The organism is Roseovarius nubinhibens ISM (genome assembly GCF_000152625.1).
GTDB lineage: Bacteria > Pseudomonadota > Alphaproteobacteria > Rhodobacterales > Rhodobacteraceae > Roseovarius > Roseovarius nubinhibens.
The window spans coordinates 2,931,682-2,946,674 of sequence record NZ_CH724156.1 but is presented as its reverse complement, the minus strand read 5'-3'; the positions used below and the strand labels follow the sequence as shown (position 1 = coordinate 2,946,674).

The window sequence follows — 14,993 nt, the reverse complement described above, 5'->3', positions numbered from 1 at the left end:
AGTCCCTCATACCATCGGTATTCCTTGTTCCGCACAATCTGCGGCGACGACTTCTGCGTCGATTGTCTTGAGGCCGCGGGGCAGCGCAGCCGAGATCGTATAAACCGCATCCCCGCGCCAGACGCCACCCTCTTCCGCCACATTCGTGCGCACATGCCGGGCAAATCCATAGCCCCGGATGAGCGTGTACTGCGCCGCGGCGCAGGCGGCATAGCGGTCCACATCCTCGATGCCGCGTGCGCCGCGCATCGTGACGTGGAAATTCACCAGATCCCCATCGAGAAGACGGGTTTCCACACTGTCATATTGCGGCGCAAAGCGGCTCACCTCATCGCCCGAGGCGGAGGTGTCACAGCCCGCCAGCCCGGCGAGCGCCGCCAGGCTGATCAGGGATATGATGGCGCCGTGCTGCATTACTCTGCGGCCACCGGCGTCTCGAGACGCGCCTTCGCATTGGCGCTCAGCTCCGCCATGAGCTGGCTGGCCCGGGCCACCGGGTTGGTCAGGTAGAAATCCTTGACCGCATTGCGGAAGGCCGCGCCGGATTTGCCGAGCGGTTTCGCGGGCAGCGCCACGCTCTCATTCTCCGGCACCTCGTCGATCTGCGCCAGATGCGGCACTTCGGCGACCAGCGCCTGACGCAGCTGCGCGAGGCTGTCATAGCCAAGCTGCGCGCCCATCTCACCGGACAGCGCCCGCAGGATGGCCCAGTTTTCCTTGGCCTCGCCCGGCGCGAAACTCGCACGCAGCGCCAATTGCGGACGGCCCTCGGTGTTGACGAAAAGCCCCTGCTCTTCGGTATAGGCCGCGCCCGGCAGGATCACATCGGCGCGATGCGCGCCCCGGTCACCATGGCTGCCCTGATAGATCACGAAAGGCCCGGCGGCGATTTCGACCTCATCCGCACCAAGATTATAGACCACCTCAGCCCCGTCGAGCGCCGCGCTCAGCCCGCCCTCGGTGACACAGCCCGCATCCATCGCGCCAACCCGTGCCGCGGCAGAGTGCAGGATCAAGAGCTTCGACTTGGTCGCGTCGGCCAGCGTCTGCGCGGCGGCCAGAACCGCCTCGCCATCGGCTTCCGAAATGGCACCTTGGCCGAGGATGATCAGGCTCGGCGCCTCGAGAACCTCGTCTTTATGGTTGGCGTCCAGCAGGCCCTGCAGCGCCGCGCGGTCATGGCCCACATGGGCGTAATCATAGCTCAGATCGACCGCCTCACCGATGAGCCCGACCTGCGCGCCCTTGGTCCAGGCCTTGCGGATCCGCGCGTTGAGAACCGGCGCTTCCAGGCGCGGGTTCGAGCCGATGATCTGAATGAACCGCGCGTCGTCGATATCCTCGATCGTCGCGTTGCCGACATAGGCGCCCCGGTTGCCGGCGGGCAGCTTGGCCCCATCGGTCCGGCATTCGACGGACCCGCCCTGCCCTTCGATCAGCTGACGCAGCGCAAAGGCCGCCTCGACCGGCACGAGGTCGCCCACGAGACCGGCAATCTTCTTGCCCTTCATCGCCTCGGCCACCCGGCCGAGCGCCTCGCCCCAGCTGGCGGGGCGCAGCTTGCCATTGTCGCGCACATAGGGCTTGTCGAGCCGCTGACGGCGCAGACCGTCCCAGACAAAACGCGTCTTGTCGGAAATCCATTCCTCGTTCACGCCATCATGGTTGCGCGGCAGGATGCGCATGACTTCGCGCCCCTTGGTGTCGACCCGGATATTGCTGCCGAGCGCATCCATCACGTCGATGGTCTCGGTCTTGGTGAGCTCCCAGGGACGGGCGGTGAACGCATAGGGCTTCGACACCAGCGCGCCCACCGGGCACAGGTCGATGATATTGCCCTGCAAATTGCTGTCGAGCGTCTCGCCGAGATAGGCGGTGATTTCCGCATCCTCACCGCGGCCGGTCTGGCCCATCTGGTGAATGCCCGCCACCTCGGTGGTGAAACGCACGCAACGGGTGCAGGAAATGCAGCGGGTCATATGGGTCTCGACCAGCGGCCCCAGATCGAGATCCTCGACCGCCCGCTTCGGCTCGCGGTAGCGCGAGAAATCGACGCCATAGGCCATCGCCTGATCCTGCAGGTCGCATTCGCCGCCCTGATCGCAGATCGGACAGTCGAGCGGGTGGTTGATGAGCAGGAACTCCATCACCCCTTCGCGGGCCTTCTTGACCATCGGGCTGTTGGTCTTGACGACGGGCGGCTGGCCCTCGGGGCCAGGCCGCAGATCACGCACCTGCATGGCGCAGGAGGCCGCCGGTTTCGGCGGGCCGCCAACGACCTCCACAAGACACATCCGGCAGTTCCCGGCAATCGACAGCCGCTCGTGATAGCAGAAACGGGGGATCTCGATCCCCGCCTGTTCACAGGCCTGGATCAGGGTCATCGCCCCATCCACTTCGATTTCGGTCCCGTCGATGATGATCTTGCGAAGGTCAGACATTGGCGATCACTTTGCTTTCAGAAGAGAGCCGATCTGGCTCTTCTTGGAGATTTCGGCGCGGCCCAGCACACAGAGGCTCTGTGCATCCAGATTGCTCGCGCCTTTCGATTTGAAATAGGCGTTGCGACGTTCGCGCATCGCGGCCTGGTTGGCGTCATTGTTGATGTAGCTGTCGATCTCGGCCTCGGAATAGCCGCGCGCCGACGCCATATCCTTGAGCGATTGCGCATAGCTCCGGGCGGTAAAGAACCGCGCCGAAATGCTGTCGCACTCGCGGCGGATCTTGTCGGCCACGGCCACCACGAGCAGCCCGGCGTTGATGTCCTTTTCCTTGGCCAGTCCCGGCTGCGCCGAGGCGCTCGCCATGGTGGCACCGGCAAGGGTGAGGCCCAGCAGGGCAGTCTTGATCAGTCGCATATTGGTCTCCTTTGATCCAAACACGCCGGCCTTGCATTTCATGCAAGGCAGGTCGCGTCCGAGATGGAGACCCGCAGCCCTGTTATGCAATAACACCGGCGTGTTCTTGCCTGTCAAAGCCCTGATATGTCGGGTAAAACCTACCATTTGTTGCAGGTGCCCCGCAGCACGACATTGCCGCCGTCGGTGAGGATCGCGGCACGGTCCGCATCCGGGCCGGGGGCCCAGGCGATGGTCGAGCTGCCGAATTTCTTGATGCAGTAATCGGTGCCCTCGTAGCGCCCCGCCTCGCGCGCGCCCTCAAGCCCCTGATCGGCGCGACGCACGGTCACGACGAACCGCTCGAGCGCACCGTCCTTCTTGGCTTTGGCCGGGTAATACTTGCCGTCGAACAACACACGGTCGCCGCCGCCACAGGCCGCCAGCCCGACAAGGGCCAGAATACCGAGGGCCTTAAAACCGTGGGCCCGAACCCCGTGGGACAGAACTGGACGCTTCATCAACTTCATCGTCTATACCACCGCGATTATGGCCATCAGGCCGAGAATTATGCAAAGCAGCCAACCGAAGACATACAGGAAACTGCGCGGCCCCATATCGGCCCGGCCGATGCCGCCGACATGCACCACCAAGAGCACCAGCCGCGACAGAAGGTAGAGCGACGCCAGCCAATTGACCCAGACCGGGTTCGCCCCGGCCAGGATCGCCGCCAGCGTCACCAGCGCAAAACTCGCCGCGTTTTCGGCCGCATTGCCATGGGCCCGGTTCCAGCGATAGGCGGGATTGCTGTAATCCGCCTCCGGCGCGGCCCCCGGCGCCAGGCCGAGCTTGGACTTCATCCAGCCCGTCACCGGCGACAGGACAAGCACCAAGAGGGCCATTCCGGCCATGGCGGCAATCGCATGGGCATAGGGGGCGAACAGCTCGCTCATCGCGCGCGTCCTCCCTGCCCGGCATCGCCTGCTATGGTCCGGAGATCGTTCATTCCGCGGCCACCGCGCTCACCCGGCCCGTCTTCTGGGCCTTGATGCGATCCTCGATCACATCGCGGAAATTGCGGATCAGACCCTGAATGGGCCAGGCCGCCGCATCGCCAAGCGCACAGATCGTGTGGCCCTCGACCTGCTTGGTCACGTCAAAGAGCATATCGATCTCTTCGACCTCGGCCTCGCCTTTGACGAGCCGGTCCATGACCCGCATCATCCAGCCGGTGCCTTCGCGGCAGGGCGTACACTGGCCACAGCTCTCATGCTTGTAGAATTTCGACAGACGCCAGATCGCCTTGATGATGTCGGTCTGCTTGTCCATGACGATCACCGCCGCGGTGCCGAGGCTCGATCCCACCTCGCGCAGCGCGTCGAAATCCATGATCGCGTCCTTCATGTTCTCGCCGCGCACACAAGGCACGGACGAGCCACCGGGGATCACCGCCAGCAGATTGTCCCAGCCGCCGCGAATGCCGCCGCAATGTTTCTCGATCAGCTCCTCAAAGGAGATCGACATCGCTTCTTCGACGACGCAGGGGTTGTTCACATGGCCAGAGATGGCAAAAAGCTTGGTGCCCGCATTGTTGGGACGGCCAAAGCCCGCGAACCAATCCGCGCCCCGGCGCAGGATGGTCGGCACAACGGCGATGGATTCGACGTTGTTCACCGTGGTCGGACAGCCATAGAGACCCGCGCCCGCCGGGAATGGCGGCTTCATCCGCGGCATCCCCTTCTTGCCCTCGAGGCTCTCCAGAAGAGCGGTTTCCTCGCCACAGATATAGGCGCCCGCGCCATGGTGCAGATAGATGTCGAAATCCCAGCCCGACTTGCAGGCGTTCTTGCCCACCAGACCGGCCTCATAGGCCTCGTCGATCGCCGCCTGCAGCGCCTCGCGCTCGCGGATATATTCGCCGCGAATGTAGATATAGCAGGCATGCGCGTTCATCGCGAAACTGGCGATGAGACAGCCTTCGATGAGGGTGTGCGGATCATGGCGCATGATCTCGCGGTCCTTGCAGGTGCCGGGCTCGGATTCGTCGGCATTCACCACGAGATAGGCCGGACGCCCGTCGCTTTCCTTCGGCATGAAGGACCATTTGAGACCGGTGGGAAAGCCCGCCCCGCCCCGCCCGCGAAGCCCGCTGGCCTTCATGTTGTCGATGATCCAGTCGCGCCCCTTCGCCAGGATGCCCGCCGTGCCATCCCAATGGCCGCGCGCCTGCGCCCCCTTCAGGCTGCGATCATGCATCCCGTAGAGATTGGTAAAGATGCGGTCCTCGTCCTTCAACATGACGCCCCTATCCTTCATTGTCCCGGCGCATGCGCCAGATTTGATAAATCTTCCAAAACGCAAAGACAAAGCCCGCCAGCGCGATCAGATCGAACAGCGCCAGCACCCGCTGGCTCACGCCCATCTGTCCGCCGATCCACAGCGCAACAACCCAGAACACCGCCACGCCGGCGATGATCAGCGCCACCTGACGCCCCATCTGGGATTGCCTGTTGTTCGACTTCATCCTTACCCTTGCCCGTCGTTACCCATTGCCCGTCTCGGCGGCCAGCGTTTTCGCCTGCGCCACCCAGTTGTCACGGCTGACCCGACCCTTGAACCCCTTGAGGTTCTGATCGACCCAGGCCACCTCGGCCGCGCCCCATTGGGCGATCTGGTCGAAATGGTAATAGCCCATGCCGTGCAGCAAATCTTCCAGCTTCGGACCGACGCCCTTGATCCGCTTGAGATCATCGGCCCCGCCAGCCCGCGGCGCTTCGAGCGTCGCAGGCTTCTGCCCCGTATCGCCCGCCGCCACTTTCTCAACCACCACCACGTCGTCCTCGGACGCCGCCTCCGGCTCCGGTTTCGGCTCCGGCTTCGGCGCAGCTGCAGGCTCCGGCGTCACCGTTTCCGTTACAGTCTCCGTCACCGTGTCCGTCTCTGGCACCGTCGCCGCCGCCGCAGGGGCCGCGGCCAGCGCCGCCCCGGCGGCCGCTTCGCTTTCGGCCGCCCGGCTCACCGGCTCGGATTTCGCAGGCTCAGAGCTGGCAGCCCTCGGGGCCTCCGGCGCCGCCCGGCAGAACAGCTGGGTCAGCACAAAGCCCGTTAGCACCGCGATCCCCAAGGCGATCAGCAGCATGAGGAACAGCCCGACCCCCGGCCACGCAAAATAGCTCACCACAAGGCCGAAAAGCCCCGCGCCCAGCCAGCACATAAACGTGCAATTGCTCGTATCCGGTCCATTGGTCATCGCTCTTCCCCTTTACTCAAACTACCCTAGTAAACGCCCCCCTTCTTGGCGCGTTTGGAGAACTCGGTCTCCTTGCCTTCCGACAAAAGCTTGGCTTGCTCGACCCAATTGTCGCGGCTCACCCGGCCCTTGAAACCTTCGAGGTTCTGGTCGACCCAAGACACCTCATCCGCGCTCCATTTCGCCACCTGGTCGAAATGATAGAACCCCATGCCATGCAGCATCTGTTCGAGCTTCGGACCAACGCCCTTGATCATCTTGAGATCATCGGCCCCGGCCTTGCGCGGTGCTTTCATCGTGCGCGGCTTCTTGCCCTGTGCGGGGCCCTCTGCCCTGCCATCCTTGGTCCCGGCCATCGGCACATCGCCCTTGGCGGTTTTGGCCTTGGGGGCCTTGGCGGGCGCATCGGCGCGCGCGGCCTCGCCTGCGGTCTCAGGTTTCGACGCCGGGCGGCCCTTGGGCTTTTGGCTGAGCGCCTCCGCGGCCTTGTCCGACACCTCATCCTTCGGCGCTTCCTTGGCGGCGGGCGCTTTGGTCACCTTGGCCTCGGTCTTCTTGGCGGTCTTGGCAGGCGTGTCGCCCTCTTCTGCCGCGATGTTCTTGCCGGGTTTCGCCGGTTTGTGCATCGCGCCCTTGGTCACCCAAGGCGTCAGCAGCGGCACTTCGGTGCCATCGATCCGCTTGATCGTGTCGCCAATATCGGCGGCGCGCTGGACCGAGCCATTGTATTTGGTGCGGCCGCTGTCGAACTCGGTCAGGCTGGTCAGCCCCGATTTCGGCTCGGCGGCATAGCGGCCATTCTGCGGCCCCGGCAGCGGCGTCTTGCCGGCCGCCATCTCGTCGATGATCTCGGCGAACCGCTCGGCGGTGAGATCTTCGTAGTAATCCTTGCCGATCTGCGCCATCGGCGCATTGGTGCAGGCGCCGAGACATTCGACCTCTTCCCACGAGAACTTGCCATCAGGCGAGAGCTCATGCGGGTTAGGCGCGACCTTTTCGCGGCACACGGCCACGAGGTCTTCGGCGCCACAGATCATGCAGGAGGTGGTGCCGCAGATCTGGAAATGCGCGACGCTGCCCACCGGCTGCATCTGGAACATGAAATAGAAGGACGCAACCTCGAGCGCCCGGATATAGGCCATGCCAAGCATATCGGCCACATGCTCGATCGCGGGCCGGGTGAGCCAGCCTTCCTGCTCCTGCGCCCGCCACAGCAACGGGATGATGGCGCTGGCCTGACGGCCTTCGGGATATTTGGCAATCTGCCCCTCGGCCCAGGCCTGGTTGGCCGCGCTGAAGGCGAAACTTTCGGGTTGGTCTTTGTACAGACGGCGCAGCATCAGACAGCCTTTCCGTGCATCGTAGTCATGGGCGTGGCGGCATCTTGCATCAGGTGATCGATCACGATGCGCACTCCCCTGTTGTCAGTGTAAAAGTCGGGTCGGCATAGGTGGCGTCGCCCGCCTCGATCAGAACCTGCGCGATGGCCTTGGTCTCGGTCTTGTCGAACCCATGTTGTTCCATCGCCGCGAGAAAGCTCTCGCTCGGGTTGCGGTTGTCGACCTTGCAGGCGGGCTCCTTGGCCACGACCTCGGCAAAGAGCGCGACCCGCGCCGCCTCTGGCGCAGCCTGCGCCAGGGCCGCCGTGCCGCACAGGGCCAGCGCCACGCTCGACACAATCCGCATCACCGGTCGATCTCCCCGAACACCACGTCCATCGTGCCGATGATCGCCGCCACATCGGCGAGCTGATGCCCGCCCGCGACGTGATCCATCGCCTGCAGATGCAGGAAGCCCGGCGCGCGGATCTTCGAGCGATAGGGTTTGTTGGACCCGTCCGACACGAGATAGACGCCAAATTCGCCCTTGGGGGCCTCGACGGCGGCATAGACCTCGCCCTCGGGCACGTGGAACCCTTCGGTATAGAGTTTGAAGTGATGGATGAGCGCCTCCATCGAGGTCTTCATCTCGCCACGCTTCGGCGGGGTGATCTTGCCCCGGGCCAGAATGTCGCCCTTGCCGTCCGGCGCGCGCAGCTTCTCGATGGCCTGATGGATGATATGCAGCGACTGGCGCATCTCTTCCATCCGGCACAGGTAGCGGTCATAGCAATCGCCATTCTTGCCCACCGGCACCTGGAATTCGAACTCGTCATAGCATTCATAGGGCTGCGCGCGGCGCAAATCCCATGCGAGACCCGAGCCACGCACCATCACGCCCGAGAAGCCCCAGTCGAGAATATCCTTCTCGGTCACCACGCCAATATCGGCGTTGCGCTGCTTGAAGATCCGGTTTTCCGTCAAGAGCCCGTCAATATCGGCGAGCACATTGGGAAACGCCTTGGCCCAGGTCTCGATATCGTCGATCAGATCCTCGGGCAGGTCCTGATGCACACCGCCGGGCCGGAAATAGGCCGCGTGCAGCCGCGCGCCACAGGCCCGCTCGTAGAACACCATGAGCTTTTCACGCTCTTCAAAGCCCCAGAGCGGCGGGGTGAGCGCGCCCACATCCATCGCCTGCGTCGTGACGTTGAGCAGATGGTTGAGGATACGGCCAATCTCGGAATAGAGCACCCGGATCAGGCTCGCCCGGCGCGGCACTTCCACCCCGGTGAGCTTTTCGATGGCGAGACACCACGCATGTTCCTGGTTCATCGGCGCCACATAGTCGAGGCGGTCGAAATACGGCAGGTTCTGCAGATAGGTGCGGCTTTCCATCAGCTTCTCGGTGCCACGATGCAGCAGGCCGATATGCGGGTCGCAGCGTTCGACAATCTCGCCGTCCAGCTCGAGCACCAGACGCAGAACCCCGTGCGCCGCGGGGTGTTGCGGGCCGAAGTTGATGTTGAAATTGCGGATTTTCTGCTCGCCGGTCAGCGCGTCCTGAAATCCCTTGGAGCCGTCCATCATTTCGCCTCCTCCTGCTTTTCGTCGCCGGGCAGGATGTATTCCGCACCCTCCCAGGGCGACATGAAATCGAACTGCCGGTATTCCTGCACAAGGCTCACCGGCTCATAGACCACGCGCTTGAGCGCCTCGTCATAGCGCACTTCGGTATAGCCCGTGGTCGGGAAATCCTTGCGCAGCGGATAGCCCCGGAACCCATAGTCGGTCAGGATGCGGCGCAGATCGGGATGGCCCGAAAACAGGATGCCGAACATGTCGAAAACTTCGCGCTCGAACCAGTTGGCCGAGGGGTGCACATCGGTGATCGAGGGCACCATATCCTCTTCGCGCACGGCGGCGCGCAGGCGGATGCGGTGGTTCTGGTACATGCTCAGGAAGTGATAGACCACGTCGAACCGCTTGGGCCGCGCCGGGTAATCCACCGCCGTGATATCGACCAGGGTCGAGAACCGGCAGGTCTGATCGTTGCGCAGGAATTCCACCAGCCCGGTGATATTGGCCAGGGCCACATCAACGGTCAGCTCACCATGCACCACCTCCCAGGACAGCACGCAATCGCTGCGTTTGGCCTCGATATAGGCGCCCAGTTCCTTCAGGGCTTCGCTCATAGTCTCAGTCCTCTTCCCGCACAGCCACCCAAGGCCGCGCTGTCGTCCTTGCTGCGCGCCTTAGCGCACGATCGTCCCGGTGCGGCGGATCTTGCGCTGCAATTGCAAAATGCCATAGAGCAACGCCTCCGCGGTCGGCGGGCAGCCCGGCACATAGATGTCGACCGGCACGATCCGGTCACAGCCGCGCACCACCGAATAGCTGTAATGGTAATAGCCGCCGCCATTGGCACAGCTGCCCATCGAGATCACGTAACGCGGCTCGGGCATCTGGTCATAGACCTTGCGCAGCGCCGGGGCCATCTTGTTGGTCAGCGTCCCGGCCACGATCATCACATCCGACTGGCGCGGGCTGGCACGCGGCGCAAAGCCAAAGCGCTCGGCGTCATAGCGCGGCATCGCCACATGCATCATCTCGACCGCGCAGCAGCAGACAAAGGTCATCCAGTGCAGCGAACCGGTCCGGGCCCAGTTGATGAGATCATCGGTCGAGGTCAGCAGAAACCCCTTGTCTGCAGCTCGGCATTGAGCGCGTGCGTGGCGACCTCGCGGTCGGCCCCGGCGCTGTTGGCTCCCGTGCTCACTCCCATTCCATCGCCCCCTTCTTCCACTCATAGGCAAAGCCGGCGGTCAGCACGGCCAGGAACACCATCATCGACCAGAAGCCCACCATCGACACATCCTTAAAGGCCACGGCCCAAGGGAAGAGCATGGCGATCTCAAGGTCGAAAATGATGAACAGGATCGACACGAGATAGAAGCGCACGTCGAATTTCATCCGCGCATCATCAAAGGCGTTGAACCCGCATTCATAGGCGCTGACCTTCTCCGGGTCGGGATTGCGGACGGCAACGATGATGGCAGCAAAGATCAGAACAAGGCCAAGGCCAATGGCAACGGCCAGGAAAACGAGAATGGGAAGGTATTCTCTCAGCATCTCTTCCAAGGTGTGGCTCCTTTCATGCGGCCCCGCATGGGCGCGCCGTCAGATGGCTGCGTGTCAGATGTCGGTTTACCCCTGCCCCTCGGCAGGGTCAATCAAGCCGGTCTCATTTTTTACCCCATGTTGCGCCGGATAGATCGAAATTTTGTGTCTTTGCTCGCCCCATGCCGCAAATCTGCCCCCTGCCGCTCTTTTCCGCACAGACATTCAGCAGCTCGGCCCGCGCCAATCCGGATGGCCCGGCACCGCAGCGTTCGCCGCAATTCCGCGAAATACACCTATTTTTTAGGACGACTTGACCCCTGGCGGCGGATTTCGCACCCTGCCGCCAAGCCCTTGAGAAGACACCAAAGAGACAGACATGCCGCATCTGACCCGCCGCCGCCTGCTCGGCACGCTTTCCGCCACCGGCCTCACCACCCCGGCCCTGCCGCTCTTCGCCCAGAGCTATGACGCGCCAAGCTGCAAGGCGCAGCTCAGCCATGGTGATTGGTTGATCAAGACGCAATTCGTCGCCCGCTATGCAAACGACTCATTCATCGGCTACGAGAGCCAGACCACCGGCGAGCACCGTCCCACCGGTCTCCGCTTCGGCCTGCACCAGCATGATGACGACGCCGAGATGAAGAAACTCCGCGACGCGGGCAAATCCGGCGGGCTCCACCTGCCCGACCATCATTATCTCGAGCTCTTCACCCCGGATCATCAGGGCGACACACCGCGCCGGGTGCGCACCTATATGACCATCGTCGATCCCGACAGCGATCAATCGGCCAGCATCGTGATGCGCTTCACCCCGATGGCGCTGTGCAAGAACGACTATCAAGACGACGCCTACGCCTGGCAATTGGCGCGGCTCACCGAAGGTGCCTGCGTGCTCAAGACCCATCCCGAGAGGCTGCCCCGGCTGCACCCCACCAACCCGAGCACCCAGGGCTGGCACCCCGAACGCGAGACCGAAATGCCCGATGTGCTGCGCACCCAGCACATCTTGATGAGCGCCGAAAATCGCGTACAACTGCGCTTTGGCTATCGCGACGAGGCGGCGGGCAAATGGACCCGGCTGCGCGAGATCGAAATCGACACAAACGATCTCTATGGCGCGGTCAACCGGGCCTATGACATGGTCTATGATCAGGTCGAGGCCAGCGGCAATGGCGATCCGGCCACCTGCCGCAAAGACAGCGACTGTTTTCTCACCACCGCCTGCTGTGCCGAGATGGGTCGGCCCGATGCGTGCACCGAACTCACCACGCTGCGCCGCTTCCGCGACGGCTGGCTGCGCGCCCAGCCGCAAGGCGCGGCGCTCATCGCCGAGTATTACCGGCGCGCCCCCGCCATCTGCGCCGCCCTCGCCCGCGACCCGCGCGGCGCGGCCCGGCTCCGCTCCCTCTATTGGGCCACGATCCTGCCCTGCGTCGCCGCGATCCGATTGGGCGCGAACCGCCTCGCCTTCCGGCTCTATTGCCGCATGATGCGCCGCCTCATGCGCACCTATCCCGAGGCGACGACCTAAACAGGCTCGGGCAAAGAGGTCACGGGGCTGACGCCCACCCCCTCGACACATCCGCACATCCACTGCGGGATCAGTCGATTCATGCGCATTTTTATGCTAGGCTTCCTTCCATTATTGATCCGGGCCGCCGCCGCGCGCGCGCGCCCCGCAAAATCATTTGGTAGAGGAGCCTTCCCTTGACCCGTTCCTATTCCCGTCGCGCCATCACCCGGGGGCTGACCCTCGGTCCCGCCCTCGCATCCCTGCCCAGCGTGGCCCCTGCCGCCGTCTCTGATTGCGGCGCCTCACAGACCGTCGGGGATTGGCAGATCGGCCTCTCGATGAGCGACGCCACGACACCCGACACCCCCCGGCCCCAGCACCTGCGCCTCGCGGCCGCAAACCCCAAACTCACCTTCACCTGCCCGGTCACCCCGCGCAGCGCAGAGGCCCCGCCCGCGCCCGACACCAGGCGCGTCTCGATCATTCTGGGCGATGACCAGCTCGAGAAGGTGATCGCCTCGACCCGGGCCGAGCTTGCCCCCAAAAAACCCTCGGTGCCGATTGCCGAGAAATCCACCCAGGGCGGCATCTCGGCCGAGCGCACGCTCGCCCTGCTGATCCAGCCCGTGGGTCAGGACCACCGGCTTCAGCTCAACTTCACCTTCACCCACCGCTACAACCGCTACACCCACAAGACCAAGGATGGGGTGACCGAGATCAAGGATCGCGAGCTTTGGAGCGCCCAGCCGGTCAGCACCAAAGCGAGCCGCGACGAAGCGCTGGCCCTGATTTTCGACAAGCCTCTGCTGATGATGGCGCTCTTTGCCAAAGGCGGCGACATGACGGATTGGGTCAAGCTCTCGGACCACCGGCTCGCGGGCCGCGGCCTGTCGCAGGCGCTGGCCGACGCGTCAGACGCGCTGTCGCATCGCGACGGGTTTCTCGAGCCGGGCAAATGCAAAGCCTCGGGCTGCTTTCTCACCACCGCCTGCTGTGCCGAGATGGGCCGACCCGATGATTGCACGGAACTCACCACGCTGCGCCGCTTCCGCGACGGCTGGCTGCGCGCCCAGCCCGATGGCGCGGCCCTCATCGCGCAGTATTATGACGCTGCCCCCGCCATCTGCGCCGCCCTCGCCCGCGACCCGTGCGGCAAGACGAGGCTCCGCACCCTCTATTGGGCCACGATCCTGCCCTGCGTCGCCGCGATCCGATTGGGCGCGAACCGCCTCGCCTTCCGGCTCTATTGCCGCATGATGCGCCGCCTCATGCGCACCTATCCCGAGGCGCGTTAATCCGCCCAGCGCGGCTTGCGCTTGTCGAAAAACGCGCCGATGCCTTCCGGGGCCTCATCGCCCGCCCAGCATTCGGCGAGCTGCGCGATGGACGCGGCGATGGTTTCCTCGTCGATCTTCGGCCCGAGCCCGCGCAGCTGCGCCTTGGCGCGGGCCACCGCCCCGGGCGCGCAGGAGAGATAGGGCAGCACCTCTTCCTCCACCGCCGCGTCAAGCTCGGCCTCCGGCACCGCCCGCGACAGAAGGTTAAGCGCCACCGCCTCCTCCGCGCCAAAGCGCCGCCCCGACATGAAGACGCGCCGCGCCTTGGCCTCACCCATCCGCGCCGCCACATAGGGGCCGATGGTCGCAGGGATCAGGCCCAAACGCGTCTCGGTCAGCGCCATCACCACCTGATCGCTGCCGATCACCACATCGCAGACCGACACCATGCCGACGCCACCGCCCAGCGCATTGCCCTGCACCCGCCCGATCAAAGGCTTGGGCAGAGTGTTGAGCGCCTGCAACATATGCGCCAGCTTGGCCGCCTCGCGCGACCGGGTCGCTTGGTCCGCCTCGAACTGCTCGCGCATCCAGCCCAGATCGCCGCCCGCGCAAAAGGTCTTGCCCTTCGCCGCCAGAATGACCGCCCGCACGCTGGCATCCGCCCCGAGCTTTTCCGCCGCGCGGTGCAGCTCGGCGATCATCTGCGCCGACATCGCGTTATGCTTCTCCGCCCGGTCGAGCCAGAGCGTCGCCACCCCCCGCGCGTCATGCTCGATGCTGATCGTGTCACTCATTTGCCGCTCTCCCGCGTTCCTGTCTCAAGTCGCATGGCGCGGGCCATATCCGCCGCACGCGCCACGATGCCAAGGTCGAGCCCGGTGTCATAGCCCAGCGCCGCGAGCCGCTCGGCCACCGCCTCGGTCGCCACATTGCCCGCAGCCCCCGGCGCATAGGGACAGCCGCCGAGACCGCCCACCGCCGCGTCAAACACCCGCAGCCCGCGCGCCAGCGACACCTCGATATTGTCGAGCGCCCGCCGCCCCGTGTCATGGTAATGCCCGGCGAGCTTCTGGGCCGGCACCGCCTCGCAGACCGCCGCCAGCATCGCGTCGATCCGTTCCGGCGTGGCCTGCCCGATGGTGTCGCCAAGGCTCACCTCGTAACAGCCCATCTCGGCCAGCGCCGCCGCCACCCGGGCCACCGCCTCGGGCGCCACCGGCCCGTCATAGGGGCAATCGCTGACACAGCTCACATAGCCGCGCATGGGGATGCCCGCCGCCCGCGCCGCCTCGGCCACCGGCGCAAACCGCGCCAGGCTTTCCTCGATGCTCGCGTTGATATTGGCGCGGCTGAACCCTTCCGAGGCCGAGCCGAAAATCGCCACCTCATCGGCCCGCGCCGCCAGCGCATCCTCAAAGCCCCGCATATTCGGGGTGAGCGCCGCATAGGACACGCCCGGCACACGGCTGATGCCCGCCAGAACCGCCGCCGACCCGGCCATCTGCGGCACCCATTTCGGGCTCACGAAACTCGCCACCTCGATGCGCCGAAACCCGGCCCCGCTCAGACAATCGACAAGCGCGATCTTCTCCGCCACGGGAATATCCCGCGCCTCGTTCTGCAGCCCGTCGCGCGGCCCCACCTCAAAGATTTCCACATATTCGCCCATGC

The 14,993-nt window shown here is 64.6% G+C and carries 17 protein-coding genes and 1 pseudogene; 2 read left to right on the top strand and 16 right to left on the bottom strand.

Features of this window, described 5'->3' with window-relative positions; translation table 11 throughout:
• Positions 1 to 6: 6 nt before the first annotated feature.
• The 14 genes and pseudogenes from ISM_RS14175 to ISM_RS14110 all read right to left on the bottom strand — a co-directional run bounded on the left by ISM_RS14175 (position 7) and on the right by ISM_RS14110 (position 10,547).
• A complete protein-coding gene (locus ISM_RS14175) occupies positions 7 to 414 on the bottom strand; it encodes a hypothetical protein (protein ID WP_009814879.1) in 408 nt (135 codons plus the stop codon).
• Entirely contained in the window at positions 414 to 2,441 is a 2,028-nt protein-coding gene (nuoG, locus tag ISM_RS14170; protein WP_009814878.1) for an NADH-quinone oxidoreductase subunit NuoG, read from the bottom strand. Before nuoG ends, ISM_RS14175 begins: the two co-directional genes overlap by 1 nt.
• A 6-nt stretch (positions 2,442 to 2,447) precedes the next feature.
• Complete coding sequence (locus ISM_RS14165) at positions 2,448 to 2,858, bottom strand: DUF5333 domain-containing protein (RefSeq protein ID WP_040618574.1); 411 nt, start codon at positions 2,856 to 2,858, stop codon at positions 2,448 to 2,450.
• A gap of 140 nt (positions 2,859 to 2,998) precedes the next feature.
• Positions 2,999 to 3,358, bottom strand: a complete 360-nt coding sequence (locus tag ISM_RS14160; RefSeq protein ID WP_156783404.1) for a hypothetical protein — start codon at positions 3,356 to 3,358, stop codon at positions 2,999 to 3,001.
• Between the two features lie 12 nt (positions 3,359 to 3,370).
• Positions 3,371 to 3,790, bottom strand: a complete 420-nt coding sequence (locus ISM_RS14155) for an MAPEG family protein (protein ID WP_009814875.1) — start codon at positions 3,788 to 3,790, stop codon at positions 3,371 to 3,373.
• Between the two features lie 49 nt (positions 3,791 to 3,839).
• On the bottom strand, positions 3,840 to 5,135 hold the full coding sequence (nuoF, locus tag ISM_RS14150; RefSeq protein WP_009814874.1) for an NADH-quinone oxidoreductase subunit NuoF: 1,296 nt from the start codon (positions 5,133 to 5,135) through the stop codon (positions 3,840 to 3,842).
• Positions 5,136 to 5,142: 7 nt separating this feature from the next.
• Positions 5,143 to 5,361, bottom strand: a complete 219-nt coding sequence (locus ISM_RS14145) for a DUF5337 domain-containing protein (protein WP_040618104.1) — start codon at positions 5,359 to 5,361, stop codon at positions 5,143 to 5,145.
• Between the two features lie 18 nt (positions 5,362 to 5,379).
• Positions 5,380 to 6,087: a hypothetical protein gene (locus ISM_RS18325; protein WP_156783403.1), complete on the bottom strand. Its 708-nt coding sequence runs from the start codon at positions 6,085 to 6,087 to the stop codon at positions 5,380 to 5,382.
• 26 nt (positions 6,088 to 6,113) lie between these two features.
• The gene (locus tag ISM_RS14135; protein WP_009814871.1) at positions 6,114 to 7,427 is read right to left on the bottom strand and encodes an NADH-quinone oxidoreductase subunit E; all 1,314 of its coding nucleotides are present in this window, start codon (positions 7,425 to 7,427) and stop codon (positions 6,114 to 6,116) included.
• Between the two features lie 61 nt (positions 7,428 to 7,488).
• Positions 7,489 to 7,776, bottom strand: coding sequence for a hypothetical protein (locus tag ISM_RS14130; protein ID WP_156783402.1), 288 nt, complete (start codon positions 7,774 to 7,776; stop codon positions 7,489 to 7,491).
• Positions 7,773 to 8,993: an NADH-quinone oxidoreductase subunit D gene (locus tag ISM_RS14125; protein ID WP_198011691.1), complete on the bottom strand. Its 1,221-nt coding sequence runs from the start codon at positions 8,991 to 8,993 to the stop codon at positions 7,773 to 7,775. The genes ISM_RS14130 and ISM_RS14125 overlap by 4 nt, the downstream gene beginning before the upstream one ends.
• Positions 8,993 to 9,601, bottom strand: a complete 609-nt coding sequence (locus ISM_RS14120; RefSeq protein ID WP_009814868.1) for an NADH-quinone oxidoreductase subunit C — start codon at positions 9,599 to 9,601, stop codon at positions 8,993 to 8,995. Before ISM_RS14120 ends, ISM_RS14125 begins: the two co-directional genes overlap by 1 nt.
• A 60-nt stretch (positions 9,602 to 9,661) precedes the next feature.
• Positions 9,662 to 10,191 (bottom strand): annotated as a pseudogene (locus tag ISM_RS14115) (NuoB/complex I 20 kDa subunit family protein).
• Complete coding sequence (locus ISM_RS14110; protein WP_009814866.1) at positions 10,182 to 10,547, bottom strand: NADH-quinone oxidoreductase subunit A; 366 nt, start codon at positions 10,545 to 10,547, stop codon at positions 10,182 to 10,184. Before ISM_RS14110 ends, ISM_RS14115 begins: the two are co-directional and overlap by 10 nt.
• A gap of 358 nt (positions 10,548 to 10,905) precedes the next feature.
• Between ISM_RS14110 and ISM_RS14105 the strand changes: the two genes are divergently transcribed.
• Both ISM_RS14105 and ISM_RS17800 read left to right on the top strand, forming a co-directional pair.
• The gene (locus tag ISM_RS14105) at positions 10,906 to 12,060 is read left to right on the top strand and encodes a CFI-box-CTERM domain-containing protein (protein ID WP_009814865.1); all 1,155 of its coding nucleotides are present in this window, start codon (positions 10,906 to 10,908) and stop codon (positions 12,058 to 12,060) included.
• A 176-nt stretch (positions 12,061 to 12,236) separates the two neighbouring features.
• Positions 12,237 to 13,337, top strand: coding sequence for a CFI-box-CTERM domain-containing protein (locus tag ISM_RS17800; RefSeq protein ID WP_009814864.1), 1,101 nt, complete (start codon positions 12,237 to 12,239; stop codon positions 13,335 to 13,337).
• On the opposite strand, the gene ISM_RS14095 is transcribed toward ISM_RS17800, so the two are convergent.
• Positions 13,334 to 14,116, bottom strand: coding sequence for a crotonase/enoyl-CoA hydratase family protein (locus tag ISM_RS14095; RefSeq protein WP_009814863.1), 783 nt, complete (start codon positions 14,114 to 14,116; stop codon positions 13,334 to 13,336). The two genes, ISM_RS17800 and ISM_RS14095, sit on opposite strands and share 4 nt — an antisense overlap.
• Entirely contained in the window at positions 14,113 to 14,991 is an 879-nt protein-coding gene (locus ISM_RS14090) for a hydroxymethylglutaryl-CoA lyase (protein ID WP_009814862.1), read from the bottom strand. Before ISM_RS14090 ends, ISM_RS14095 begins: the two co-directional genes overlap by 4 nt.
• Between the last annotated feature and the right edge of the window lie 2 nt (positions 14,992 to 14,993).

Bases quoted from the DNA above. Each gene is read 5' to 3' on its own strand.
- ISM_RS14165 (WP_040618574.1), bottom strand. From the start codon at position 2,858: ATGCGACTGATCAAGACTGCCCTGCTGGGCCTCACCCTTGCCGGTGCC.
- ISM_RS14135 (WP_009814871.1), bottom strand. From the start codon at position 7,427: ATGCTGCGCCGTCTGTACAAAGACCAACCCGAAAGTTTCGCCTTCAGC.
- ISM_RS14120 (WP_009814868.1), bottom strand. From the start codon at position 9,601: ATGAGCGAAGCCCTGAAGGAACTGGGCGCCTATATCGAGGCCAAACGC.
- ISM_RS18325 (WP_156783403.1), bottom strand. From the start codon at position 6,087: ATGACCAATGGACCGGATACGAGCAATTGCACGTTTATGTGCTGGCTG.
- ISM_RS14125 (WP_198011691.1), bottom strand. From the start codon at position 8,993: ATGGACGGCTCCAAGGGATTTCAGGACGCGCTGACCGGCGAGCAGAAA.
- ISM_RS14090 (WP_009814862.1), bottom strand. From the start codon at position 14,991: ATGGGCGAATATGTGGAAATCTTTGAGGTGGGGCCGCGCGACGGGCTG.
- ISM_RS14105 (WP_009814865.1), top strand. From the start codon at position 10,906: ATGCCGCATCTGACCCGCCGCCGCCTGCTCGGCACGCTTTCCGCCACC.
- ISM_RS14145 (WP_040618104.1), bottom strand. From the start codon at position 5,361: ATGAAGTCGAACAACAGGCAATCCCAGATGGGGCGTCAGGTGGCGCTG.
- ISM_RS14095 (WP_009814863.1), bottom strand. From the start codon at position 14,116: ATGAGTGACACGATCAGCATCGAGCATGACGCGCGGGGGGTGGCGACG.
- ISM_RS14160 (WP_156783404.1), bottom strand. From the start codon at position 3,358: ATGAAGCGTCCAGTTCTGTCCCACGGGGTTCGGGCCCACGGTTTTAAG.
- ISM_RS14175 (WP_009814879.1), bottom strand. From the start codon at position 414: ATGCAGCACGGCGCCATCATATCCCTGATCAGCCTGGCGGCGCTCGCC.
- ISM_RS14155 (WP_009814875.1), bottom strand. From the start codon at position 3,790: ATGAGCGAGCTGTTCGCCCCCTATGCCCATGCGATTGCCGCCATGGCC.
- nuoG (WP_009814878.1), bottom strand. From the start codon at position 2,441: ATGTCTGACCTTCGCAAGATCATCATCGACGGGACCGAAATCGAAGTG.
- nuoF (WP_009814874.1), bottom strand. From the start codon at position 5,135: ATGTTGAAGGACGAGGACCGCATCTTTACCAATCTCTACGGGATGCAT.